Source organism: Bacillus sp. EB01, assembly GCF_000613125.1.
GTDB lineage: Bacteria > Bacillota > Bacilli > Bacillales > Cytobacillaceae > Bacillus_D.
In genome coordinates, this window is the sequence record NZ_HG964497.1 from 1580791 (window position 1) to 1592871 (window position 12081).

The 12081-nt window shown below is 39.9% G+C and carries 8 protein-coding genes; all 8 read right to left on the reverse strand.

Translation table 11 applies throughout. The features are described 5' to 3' along the window. Positions 1-293: 293 nt before the first annotated feature. On the reverse strand, positions 294-1067 hold the full coding sequence (locus TY16_RS07035) for a PAS domain S-box protein (protein WP_043931119.1): 774 nt from the start codon (positions 1065-1067) through the stop codon (positions 294-296). A 551-nt stretch (positions 1068-1618) separates the two neighbouring features. Further along, a complete protein-coding gene (locus TY16_RS07040) occupies positions 1619-2164 on the reverse strand; it encodes a competence protein ComK (RefSeq protein WP_043931120.1) in 546 nt (181 codons plus the stop codon). 1106 nt (positions 2165-3270) lie between these two features. Beyond that, positions 3271-4173 carry a sigma-E factor regulatory protein RseB domain-containing protein gene (locus tag TY16_RS07045; protein ID WP_043931121.1) on the reverse strand — a complete coding sequence of 301 codons (903 nt, stop codon included), beginning with the start codon at positions 4171-4173 and terminating at the stop codon, positions 3271-3273. A gap of 11 nt (positions 4174-4184) precedes the next feature. Further along, positions 4185-4772 (reverse strand): hypothetical protein, encoded by a 588-nt coding sequence (locus tag TY16_RS07050; RefSeq protein WP_043931122.1) that lies wholly within the window; start codon positions 4770-4772, stop codon positions 4185-4187. Positions 4773-5106: 334 nt separating this feature from the next. Next, on the reverse strand, positions 5107-6894 hold the full coding sequence (locus TY16_RS07055) for an Ig-like domain-containing protein (RefSeq protein WP_231505691.1): 1788 nt from the start codon (positions 6892-6894) through the stop codon (positions 5107-5109). Beyond that, positions 6875-8674, reverse strand: coding sequence for a hypothetical protein (locus tag TY16_RS07060; protein WP_052342631.1), 1800 nt, complete (start codon positions 8672-8674; stop codon positions 6875-6877). The genes TY16_RS07055 and TY16_RS07060 overlap by 20 nt, the downstream gene beginning before the upstream one ends. Before the next feature lie 175 nt (positions 8675-8849). Continuing rightward, positions 8850-10010 (reverse strand): hypothetical protein, encoded by a 1161-nt coding sequence (locus TY16_RS07065; RefSeq protein WP_043931124.1) that lies wholly within the window; start codon positions 10008-10010, stop codon positions 8850-8852. Positions 10011-10016: 6 nt separating this feature from the next. Beyond that, positions 10017-11741 carry a hypothetical protein gene (locus TY16_RS07070; protein ID WP_155922170.1) on the reverse strand — a complete coding sequence of 575 codons (1725 nt, stop codon included), beginning with the start codon at positions 11739-11741 and terminating at the stop codon, positions 10017-10019. Between the last annotated feature and the right edge of the window lie 340 nt (positions 11742-12081).

Below are 12081 nucleotides of genomic sequence, written 5' to 3' on the forward strand. Positions count from 1 at the left end.
CTTAATCGGGACATGTATGCTTAAACATATTTTCTCTTTTTTTGTTCCCTTTCAAAATTTTATTACAGCGATTGGGTTAAAAAAAGTGCTGATGACATTTTTGAAGCAATTGAGTTTTAGGCCTGGAGGAGAACATCGGTTAGTGTACTCAGCCAATGCTTCAAAAATAGCACCTTTGACAGCGCTAAAGCGACTTTCCACGGGCGGCCTGGGAGCCTAAGCTATTACCCTGACCTTGTTCGGTTTCTTCTATAGAAAAAAGCCGCAGGAACCGTCCCCGTAGCTTCTTTGGCTTATCTTTGGTCTTTAATCGAATACTCTACACCTGAAAAGTGCAGGGCATCCTTAACAGTGGCAAAAGTAATGATGTCCTTAAAATTAATACCAAGCTTAACTGCGTCCATAGCTAATTCTGGACGTAAGCCTGTTATCAGGCTCTGTACTCCCAGCATTTTTAGGACATTGCTAATTTTAAAAATAGAATCAATAACTAAAGCGTCAATAGCGAAAATTCCGGAGCAATCTAATATTAGCTTGCTTACGTTTTGCTTTTGTACGTTAACAGGTACCATTTCTAAGAGTTTGCTTGCCCTATCATGATCAATCCGGCCTGATAGAGGCAGGACCGCAATTCCTCCTAACAGGGGCACAATGGTTGAAGCAAGCTCGTCTAACTCTGTATTCATTTCTCTTTTCATATTCTCTAGCTCTTTTTTATTCGTGATGTCTTTTACATACGTTTGAATCGCTTTTGTATCTCCTATTTTGATAGGATGACAATATAACTCAACGTCAACTGAAGTACCATCCATTTTATAAATTGTCTCTTCAATAATCTCTGCTGGTTTACTGTATGCCCCAGAGATTCTTTTTGTAATCGCGGGTTTAGAGGTATCTCTAAAAATATCTAAAGGACTCCCTCCAATTACATCTTCCCTGGATGCTCTAAAAAACCTTTCAGCTGCTTCGTTAATATAAATTATCTTCAATTGCGAATGTACGATTAGTGGCTCTAGTGAATATTCGATTGCCTCTTTATAATTAATCTCTTCAATATTTTCACTCAATAACTTCCACTCCCTTACCATAAGGTAATTCATCTTACAGTCCTGTCTTAATCTATTGACCTTCCGCGTTCATATGAATAAAAAAACGTTTATCCTGAGGATAAACGTAAGAATCTTGTGCATATATAAGTCCTATTAAACCTTACTTCAAAATTCTCTATTCTACAAATCATTAGCATTATACAATTTCGATAAACCTCTATGTCATGCACACAAATTCGTTGACCATCTTTTGCCACTATGATGACACTCCACCATAATTCCGTGCGATAACTTCTCCATTGGTCATCAGTCCAGCAACTTCAGTGACTAACGGCCTTTAATGGATACAAACAATCGTTGGGCAGCTACAATTATTTATCTGATGACTCTATAGTATCTGCTTTCTCTGTCCATGAATGCTAAACTTCACTTCTAGTAATACAAAAGGAACTTCGAAAACCACGAAGTTCCCTTTTTATTTATCCACACATTTTTATGGCGTAAGCTAAATCTTATATTCATTCGAATCTTCACAAAACCTTAATTCGTTTATCGACGGCCCACTTTCTCTACTTCACCCGATACCCTCCATCTTCTTCTGCAATTTTATAGCCAGTTTCAGGTTGGACGTAAAAGGTGATCGGGCTTTTGTTGCTCTTGGCTACTGCTTTCCGAAGCCTTCTTGCTTTGTGCAGTTTCTTAATGAAAACATACTCTTTCATATCAAGAACAACAGTATGTCCAAAGCTTAAGAATACCCGGGTGGTATAGGAATTAATGGCCTCCATATCCTGGACATGCATTAGCGAAAGCCATAAGCAGTCATGCCTCCCATATGCCTTGGTCGGAATAAGGAAAATCCCGTGCTGTGCATTGATGGTCAGCGGGTGAACATTCTTCCCCTTGCCAAGCAGGTGCTTGGAACCATCCTTTGCTCCCTGAAGGCTGAAGCCCTGATTCATCAGTGTAAAATCAATTATTTTTAAAGGAGACTTATCAACAGTCAGCTTTTTCTCTCCTTCAAAAACCTCCGTTAACCTGTTCCCGAATTCGTCATACTCTTCCCAAAAACCAGCTGTATTCTCATTAATTATATACTGTGACAAAATATCCATATAACGCCTCCTATGATATACATTGCTTTATTAAAGAATAGGAGTATACTAACAATGTGTTGGTATACTCCAACTGCGCAAGTCCCCGGGACCGTCTTCCAGGACATACTCCCGGGGCTTTGTTGTCTCCATAATTTGTGCCGTCCTATATGTATAGTTTTACACGTGTATTTTAGTAGGTGCAGACATATAAAAAGACACCACGAAAAGCATTGCCCTACTGTCCAGGATGGAAAAAGAACGACCATGCCGCATTTCATGATGTCTATCAATACTGTTATGTATTAGCCTTATAGGCTATCCATTCAATGATGTATAGTGTGTGCAAGCACGAATCGTAACGATTCCTTCATGAGAACAAAGGGATTGAGCAAGTATACATCCCTCCTTCCTCCACTATTATGAGCGAAAAATATTTGGAAGTACATTCATAATCTTCCATTTATTACATTGTGAACTCGTAATTATTATATTACGCACACGGAATCCTTATTTCCTTATTGCCAGCCAGCTATTATTTTTGTATACTATTTTCTCTTTCTTGAATTCTCCCCACTAAAAAGCAAACTTCATAAAGAAATTGATAAAACTTCCTCTTCAAAGCACTAATTTTTCACTATACAGAACCAATGTGACAAAAATTTACTATTTTCCTACATCTTCACAAAATGTTCTTACCAATACGGCTACTATAATAAAGGTAAATTTGTGTTATTGAAGACGGCGTCACTTTTCAGGTTCAAACCCTTCTTTTTTGTAAAAAAACACCTTTCCCCTATGCCATCCATTTGGTCTTTGGCAGCTAGAATTTTACACTCTCAATTCACCTTCCAGCCCCGTGTCATAGTTTCAATTTCACGATGTCCGTTCGGACCTTCGTCTTTATGTTGCGCCCCTTTGTAACTCTGTTCCTACATAGTGAAATCACCTACCCAACAAAAAACCAGCACCTTCGGTTAAGATGCCGGCTCTGTTTAGTTGATAAAGGGGTTGTATTTTCTCGCTAACCCCTCTCAATTCTGGTAGAGGCTATCTTATAACAACATAGAAACGAATTGGGTTATCTACTTGGAACCCATTTCTCCCAAATAGTGTTTCCAAACTTATCAAGAATTTTTTCCATAATTGTTTTGTTGAACCGGCTCCATTTTCTTGTAATTGGCTGGAATTTTCTTCGCAAGATTCTCCACTTCAAAATCTTCACTGACTTTGAATTCTGTTGTTTTAAGGCTTGTTATAACCTGCCCTTTCTCTCCGTATGTTTCATATTTCAGCAATATCCCAGTGTTTTGATCCATCCACAGCGTATAGGTTGAGCCAAGTTTATCTTGATAATATTCATCGAAAGTGCCATCGATCACAACCACTTCCCGCCCAAGTAGAAGCTCAGTTCCGCTTATTGTCCATAAATCTTGATTTTCAAGAAATCCAACCGCAATTTCCTTTGCATGCAAAGATTTTTCTGCCATACCTAAATTGAGGCTGGTATTTGGGTATACGTACTCCATCGTCCCATCGGGGTGTTTCACATAAACATCCTCGATACGCTTGAATTCCCCTTTATCCCTAATATCCCACTTAAACTTTTCAAATACCTTTGTACCATGGTCAATTGTAGTGAATTCCCCTTCAGAATAGCCTATCTCATGACCTGCGTCAGAAGCCTTGTCACTAATTTTGGCATTATACTGTATTTTCTTATCCGTCCATTTCAACTTGTAATCGACTTGGACATTCATTCCATTGTTGGTGGACGTATATACAAAGCTTCCTTTTGCTTTATCAAAGAAATGATAACTGTTAAGTAACCGTTCCTGAACATCTTGTTTGCTCTCTAGATTCAACGGGTTCACTTTTTCTTGTAAATTAGAAGACTGAGTTTTTTCCAAAACTAGCGAATCCTTAGCCTTTGTGTTTAATAATTTCTCTTCCTGCCAAACTGATGCGGCTATAATCCCAGTGATAGCTATTGAACCGGCCATTGCTATGCTGACAAAAACTTTTTTCATTTCCTTCCCCCCTAGTAACTGCTTTTGTACACTCGTGCAGCGTCAGCCCCAACTCCACCCACCCCAGAACTCGAGCTGGAAAATACAAATAACTCCAAGTGTCCAGTTTTCTTCTGGTTGCTTTTTCCGATGGTATTCCACCCACCTTTGGCGGTTTCCTGATCAAGATAGGTATTCAGCACCTGGGTTGGCGAATAAGATCCATCACCATTTGAGCCCCAAGAAGTGCTCCTATAATTCACATTTGGATGGTAAAATTTTGAATGGGAAATGTAAACGGAAAATGTTCCATACAATGATCCGCAATCAGTCAGTTGCCATTCATAAACAGAATATGTTGGCGTTGGAGCCACGATGTACCGATGATCCCCATTGTAGGAATTTGGAGCTTTTGTACTTCCGCTCTCATACGTCCATGAACCCTTATAATTGTTGTAATCTGAATTAATTGCCCCATGGTCATTGTCTAGGGTGGTAGTAGTACCACTGGTACAGGTTCCTGCTGTCGGATGTGTGCTATGGGCTTGGGCAGATGCACCATATCCAATAGCCCCTGACAGGGTCATTAATATTACAACCAAACCTTTTAATTTTTTCATGTTCCTCCCCCTCATATATTAGAATATATTTCCAATAACAGGTTAACAGAAGGGGAATTCATATTCAATCTGTTAAAGGGATATTATTACAAAAAATAACAAAATATAACAAGTTTAATTATATAGATCACATTTCATAGAAAAGAGATGTAAGTAAAGCTTTTAACGGATAAGTGGTTCATCCTATCCAACTTTTACCGTGAAACAGTTAAATGAAAATCGTGGAGTAACAGTGCACCTGAATTTAATGCAAAAAAAAGAGATTATTTCCAATCTAATTAGGAATAATCTCTTTTACTATTTTTCTATTTTACTGTGGTTCTCGTTGCCTTACTCACATTCCCAGCCCGATCCTTTGCAGTAACATAAAGTGCATGTATCGCTTCTGTGCCGGAATGGTGACTTTGTATTTCCCGTATCGATCGGCGGTTGCTTTTCCGATTACTTTTGTACCAACCTTAATTGTTACAACGGAATATGCTTCCGCTGTGCCGGTGACTGTCCTTGCCCCACTTTTCACAGTGTTAACCTTAGGAGCCGCAGGAGGTGTCTTATCAATGGTGAACTTCACCGTTGTCTTGTTGCCAGCAGAGTCGGTTACGACGAGTGTATAGGCTTTTGCTGTTTTAACGACAGTACCACTCTTGAAGGCTACTCCATTCAAGGTCGCTTTACCTTCATTAAAATAAATCCGGACATCTTTATTGTAAAAAGCGTTGTTGGCAACACCGGTTACCTTCGGAGCCGTTTTGTCGATTGTGAATTTCACAGTGGTCTTATTTCCGGCTGCATCAGTTACCACCAATGTATAAACCTTTGCAGTCTTCACCACCGTACCGCTTGTGAAAGCTACACCGTTCAAGGTCGCCTTCCCCTCATTAAAGTAAACCCGGACGTCCTTATTGTAATAGGCGTTATTTGTTACGCCCGTTACCTTTGGTGCGGTTTTATCAATGGTGAACTTCACTGTTGTCTTGTTACCGGCCAAGTCAGTAACTACTAGAGTATAAACTCCTGGATTTTTCACAACCGATCCGCTTGTAAAAGCAGCCCCGTTTAGTGTTGCCTTGCTTTCATCGAAAGTTACCTTAACATCCCTATTATAGTAGGCGTTGTTTGTAACACCGGTTACCTTAGGTACAGTTTTATCAATGGTGAACTTCACAGTTGTCTTATTGCCGTTCAAATCAGTAACTATTAGATTATAAACTCCTGGATTTTTGACAATCGTACCACTTGTAAAAGCTGCACCGTTCAATGTTGCGGTGCCTTCATTGAAGCTTACCGTTACATCTTTATTGTAGTAGCGATTGTGGCTGACTCCGCTAACCTCTGGGGCGGTTACATCTACTACATACAACTCAACTGTTCCACTTGTATTTCTTCCATCAGAAGCTGTAACGAGGATTACTTCTCCTGCCCTTTGTTTAGGAATGGCAATTGTAAAATATCCATCCTGATTAGCTGTCACTTTATATGTTTTTCCGGCTATAACAGCACTCACTGTAGCGCCCGACTCAGTTTTTCCGGTAATATTACTCGATTGATCTGTCACTATATCAACATTGATACTTGGAACTGTCTTGTCCACAACAGTAAATGTAGCTGGATCACTACCATTTCCTGCAGCATCAATAGCTACAACAGTCAACTGTGCTTCTGCAGGTTGTTGTAAAACATATACCGAAAAGGTGCCGTCTTGATTTGCGGTGGCGCTCCCCAGTAGGCTACTTTCGTTTTTAACTTGGATCATAGCATTTGGTTCAGCTATTCCGGTAACAAACGAATCACGATCGGAAAATTCGTTTACAACAGGTGATGATGGCGCAGTTTTATCCTCAACAACAACGGTCTCGGCTTCACTCGTATTGCCAGCACCATCTACTGCATAAATAGAAATAGTTGAATTGGATGCTTGGCGCGAAATATCCATTATAAAGTTGCCGCTTCCGTCAGTCGTTGTTCTGCCAATTTCAGTTCCACCTACGGTAGCAAAAACAGTTGATGTTGATTCAGCCTGGCCGGAAAGCTGCGCATCCCTGTCACTGACGGGGTTAACGACAGGTTTTGAAGGTGGTGTTGTATCTCTCCTGTCACCTGAATCAAAATACGTATAGGTAATGGATGACCCTTTTTTCTGCGGGCTCCTTAAATCCTACGGTGGAATTGTACGGCACAACAACTGCACCGCCTCCACGCAGGTTTTGGGAACTGCCTGCAAATGGCTTCGTTTCTATAGAATCAAAGGAAGGGTCACCCTTAAACCCATGTAGACCAGAAGATTCTTTTAATAAAAGCGCCGCCCGGAAATGGGTCATAAGCTTGCCAAACGTCAGATTAGTGTCGATATACTTTTTCGCTGCTGCTTCAACCGCCAGATGATTATTTCGTGTATCATTCATGATTTCTTTAAAAATTCGGTTCCCCTGGCCTGCCTGCAGCTTAAAATATTGGCCGAATAAATAGGACAAAGCATAGTTGGACAGTGTGTTGCCAGTTCTATCCCAATAGAGGAGCGAATGGCCATTTTGAATAGAAGCTGAATTATTGTAGTAATTGATTCGGCTGCTTAAGGCATTACCTGAATAGATTTGTTCAGCAGCCATTGAAAAAGCTTCGTTCAGCCATGTATCCATTGTTGCGCCACGTTCAAGCAGTACGTTTTGATTGTAGTTGACCATGTGCTGAAACTCATGTGCTATGGTCTCATAGACTTCGGCTACATCCTTCGAATATAACCCCATTGCTGGATACGTATCAATGTAGAAAATTTCAGATTGGTTGGAATAGTAGGATGTATACAAATCACCGCCCCAAAAGTATCCGCCTACATAGCCACCTGATCCATTGAACCCGTCCTGGATGTCATAACAGAGAATATTAATCTTTCCATCTTGATTGACATCGGATTCCTTCCCAAAGTTGTTTGTTACAGAAGGATAGATGTTTGAGTCAAACTCCTCACCTAGCCGAGCAGTATCGCTATCTGAAATCTGATTGTCGTTCACCCATATATTTGCCTTCGTTCCGCTATACGCCAGCCTGGCATTTACCTGATAATCCTGGTTTGTTGCAAGGTTCGAAACCCAGAAATACTTATTATCACCTACCTGGTAGGAAGGAAAATAGGAATTGGTGCTTTTATTAACAAGACTGCTCTTTGTTAACTTTGGATTATATGCTTTATTAAAATCGCGTTTATAAATTCCCTGATTAACAGATTTGTTTAAAGGCTCTTCGATTTGTTCAGAACTGAAAACCCCTGTCGGTTGGGAAGACGCCGAGTCAGTAGACTCATTGCTTATGAGAACATAAGAGTCCAGTGGCTGGTTCCCGTTACCTGTATAAAAGGGATTCGCAATTTTGAATGTTGTAGTATCCGTATAATAAGAAGAATAATAGGTTGGGGTAATGCCAACCCGAATATAAATAAACGGTTGATCTGCAAATTGTTCCTTTGAAAGGTATGAAGCGAGACCGACAGCTGAATAGCCATATGTGTCAAAGACATTGCTATCTTGATAGACAAGGCTTCCGGAGTCCTCCTTGAAAAATTCCAACCAAAAATACGTGTCTTTTAAAGTGGACTGTTGTGAATAATAAATGAGCCGAAGCTTCATCTCATCCGTGGAATAGTCAGTCAAATTATCGTAATAGAAATACTGGTATCCATAGGAATCGTATAAAAAATCGACTAAATCCCCTGGCTGCTTCAACGGATAATTGGCAGGATCGGTGTAATTCAACGTTTCTCCCTTGGACTGCTTAGGCTCCTGAACGGATGCCTCCTTGGAAAGCAGAGTTTGCTGCGGATCCTCCCCGTCCCTTTCCTGCTCGGCCGAAACAACAAGCGGCGTTAAAAACAGCTGCAAAACTAGTAATATTGACAAAACCTTCCTCATTTTTCTCCGCCCTCTTTATATAATATGTATCTATCTATTTTTCGGTATTTTTTATAAAAGGTTTATAAAGGAAAATCTATAATAGAAAGGCTATCCCTACATAATGTGACAGCCTCTCTAAGATAGAAAAAAGCCACAAGGGCCGTCCCCGTGGCTTCCCAAGCTCATCCGTGGCTCACAAAAAAGCCACTAGAACCGTCCCTATGGCTCCTATTACCGCGATGGCTGTTGTGATTTTTAGTGATGTGGTGTTGGCCTTGGTGTTTAATGTGTTTTTTAGGTTGATTACTTCGTTATTAAGGGCGTTTATTTGCTGTTGTTGTGTTTCGATAGTTTTGATACTGTTTTTTATTTGTTCCTTTAAGTCTTTGTTCTGTGCATGGAGATAGTCTAATTGTTCTTCATGCTTTTTGATACTTTCAAAAAGTGTCTCTAATTGTTCTGTATGGTGCTTGTCTGCTTCGGCTTGAGATTTCAACTTCTTCTCTAGACTTTCACTAATCTCCGCATGTACCTTTAGCTGCTCACTATGTTGGTTATCGATTTCCGCTTGCGCTTGCAATTTCATTTCAAGTATTTTGTCGGTCTCGGCTTGAGTTTTCAGCTGTTCTTCGTGCAGCTTGTTAAGCTTTGCTTGAGCATGTAATTGCTCACTATGATGCTTGCCAAGGCTTGCTTGAGCCTCCAACTTCTCTTCAAATCTTTCACTTGTCTCTGCATAAATCTCTAGCTGCGCACTGTGCCACCTATCAATCTCTGCCTGGTCTTGCAACTGACGATCTATATTTTTCAATGTCATTTCATGATTTTTCGTCGTTTTAGAGAGAATCTCTAGTTTGTTAAGTATATCTTCTTGGTCCTTTAATTGCTTAACAACCGACATTAATTCTTGTCTGGCTAATTCAGATAATTCTTCCTGGGAAGCACCTTTCAGCTTCATTTCGAGTTCACGAACAACAAGCCGGTTACTCGTAATATTACTAACACCAAGCCCAAATAAATACTTAGATACTTCAGCAAGTTTTGTTTGGAATTCAAATGAAATCTTTTGTGCTTCAGCGCCTGACGTGACCGCCTTTGCTAAATCCACTCCTGCCGATTGCAATTCCTCGATCGCAACTTTTTTCTTTCCAAACCCAGCTGACATATTTTTTGCACTAATTGCAGATTCCTTTGCTGAAGCAGCAGCTTTCATTGCTTTTTTAACGCTTGTATCAAGCTCGTTGAGTTTACTAATCTGTCCTTGAATAACTTGGGGTAAATCCTTATCGTTAAAACCTGATAAACCGGATCGTACTATGTCATCAGAATCCAATACAATTAATTCAGTGCTCAAGTTTCATTACCCCCACTTTAGAATATCGCTGATGTCTTCAATTAAACCGGAATTATGTTTTTCAATTCCCTGTCTGTATTCGCCTATGTTATGCATCGATTTCCTGTTGTCTTCCCAAGCCACTATAAAAATCTTCGTCGTCTCTTCCATCATTTCAATAGTTTCATTAATCGTTTTTTCTGTTGTTTCCGCCGCTATCCAGGCATCCGCTTGCAAATAGTAAACTTGGGCATTCATCAAGTGCAATTGTTCACTCAGCATAGCGATTCTCGCATTTCGAAGTTTATTTTGTTTCATTCCCATTGTGGCATCAGTTCCAACAGCAATTGCAAATCTACCGACTCCAACAAAGTTCACTCTCAAGATAAATTCTTTCGCGAATAGTGCTAGATTTCCTCCTGATTTAATGCCACCCCGTATGGCCGCATCACCTAAATCAATAAGTGTAAAAGTTCCTGTTGCAATCGTAAGCATTCGAACAATGGTGCGATTCTTGAAAGGTATGATTTTATCCAAGTCCACTCGGTCCAAATCCCTGAGCTGTCTTATATCTTTCTGTTTTATCTCCATCGTAAGTCTGCGAATGAAGTAAAATCCGCGCACTATGCATTCGTTTATAATAACAGGGATTGCTTGGCGGCCGAGCTCATACGCAATTCCCAACTCTGACCGCAAGTCGAACCTAAACTGCTCAATAATTTTGCCGTTTGAGTCTCGTTTAGCAAGCAACGTGCCATTGAACAACTTGGAAATCCACACGGAAAGACTGTGATCGCCCATAGTGATATTCTTGAAAAAAGAAAGTGCTGATAATTCCTTTGCAAGCGAAAGCAAAGGTCCCGGTAGGCCTGTTCCCTTACCGGCAAATGAACTTGACCCCGCCATATCACTCACAATATGAAAAAACCAGTATACGGCCCCAAACAAAATCTTTTGGGGGATGTCCTTTCCAATTAATGTAGTGTTTTTTACAGCAACAATCTTAAATAGTCCATCCGTATCAGTACCGTATGCTTTTCCTGTGAATTGAGTAAGTAACGAAAACAAAAGACCAACCGGAGTCGGGTGGTGAGCAAAGTCCCGCAAGTGATGCTGCAATCCACCGCCAAACTCGCTTGTGTTACTGTCACTTGGTGCACCGTAACTGTTTTCAAGGCTTCTTATTGCACCTTGAAGATTATCACCCTCATAACCTTGAGCTTTTGCTATCTTGACTACAAATTCATTTACCTTATTAGTGCTCCAATCTTTACCGCGTTCTAAGCTAAACTCGCCAACCCAAAAAGAGTCTATGATTCCCGCAAGTACACCGCTACCTACAGCAACCATATAGTCAATACCATCTGAATGATTGGTAAGCTTATCAATGTCCTTGTTCAATTCTTCTAGTCTTTTATTATTAGAAGATAAAATTCCGTTTACTTCATTAAGTCCTTCTTTAATAGCTTTTTGCCTTGAATCAAGATATTCTGCTTGATTAGCCGGTACTACAGGCTCAACCTCAAATTCAACCTCGAATTCATCTTCAACTATTTTTATCTCTGGAAATTTTATGACTTTCGCTTCCTTCATCTCTGAATCAACACCTTTTTCTATTAAAACTAACCGCATTCGGAACTGCAAAATATTTACATTATGTATAAATAATAGAGTAGTTTGGACTAAAATACCATAGCATACGGTATTGTCTTTCCAGGTATTGACGAATGGATTGATCTGTAAAATATCCAAAAAAAACGGGTACCAAGTATGCTAATCCCATCAGCAGTTATGGTGAAGTTAGTGATACACGTTTTGACTTTTTGTCCAATACCAGCTGATTTGTTTACCCTTATGTTGAACTTTCCAATATCATGAAAGACCAGGAGCTGCAGTCCACCTGAACCAGTAATGACAAGACCTAACACATTTTTCTCTGCCCTTTTTATATAAATATCTATCTATCTATTTTTCGGTATTTTTAATAAAAGGTTTAAAAAGTAGCATGAACCTAAACATCCCCCAACTCCAACTCAATCAAAAAAAATCTCCCGCCTTAGTGAACTATTCATAGACATACGATAAAATAGTT

Coding starts and splice junctions, on each gene's coding strand:
- TY16_RS07040 (WP_043931120.1), bottom strand. CDS start 2,164: ATGGATATTTTGTCACAGTATATAATTAATGAGAATACAGCTGGTTTT.
- TY16_RS07045 (WP_043931121.1), bottom strand. CDS start 4,173: ATGAAAAAAGTTTTTGTCAGCATAGCAATGGCCGGTTCAATAGCTATC.
- TY16_RS07050 (WP_043931122.1), bottom strand. CDS start 4,772: ATGAAAAAATTAAAAGGTTTGGTTGTAATATTAATGACCCTGTCAGGG.
- TY16_RS07060 (WP_052342631.1), bottom strand. CDS start 8,674: ATGAGGAAGGTTTTGTCAATATTACTAGTTTTGCAGCTGTTTTTAACG.